This is a genomic window from Streptococcus oralis, from assembly GCF_001579525.1.
Classification (GTDB): Bacteria; Bacillota; Bacilli; order Lactobacillales; family Streptococcaceae; genus Streptococcus; species Streptococcus oralis_M.
The window spans coordinates 1-274 of record NZ_LQZC01000025.1; the positions used below are offsets into that span (position 1 = coordinate 1).

Here is a 274-nt window from a genome sequence, read left to right on the forward strand (position 1 = left end):
TTTTAGCGGGTGTAGTTTAGTGGTAAAACTACAGCCTTCCAAGCTGTTGTCGCGAGTTCGATTCTCGTCACCCGCTTTGAACTTTGTTCAATTACCAAGTTTTTTAAACTTGGGCGCGTAGCTCAGGTGGTTAGAGCGCACGCCTGATAAGCGTGAGGTCGGTGGTTCGAGTCCACTCGTGCCCATTTATAAATATGGTCCGTTGGTCAAGGGGTTAAGACACCGCCTTTTCACGGCGGTAACACGGGTTCGAATCCCGTACGGACTATTTATT

General features: G+C 48.5%; 3 tRNA genes. All 3 read left to right on the plus strand.

The features are described 5' to 3' along the window. Window positions 1-5: 5 nt before the first annotated feature. The 3 genes from SORDD25_RS08940 (at window position 6) to SORDD25_RS08950 (ending at window position 268) form a co-directional block, all read left to right on the plus strand. Window positions 6-76, plus strand: a tRNA-Gly gene (locus SORDD25_RS08940). A gap of 35 nt (window positions 77-111) precedes the next feature. Beyond that, a tRNA-Ile gene (locus SORDD25_RS08945) sits at window positions 112-185 on the plus strand. 11 nt (window positions 186-196) lie between these two features. Next, window positions 197-268 (plus strand) — tRNA-Glu (locus tag SORDD25_RS08950). Window positions 269-274: the final 6 nt, after the last annotated feature.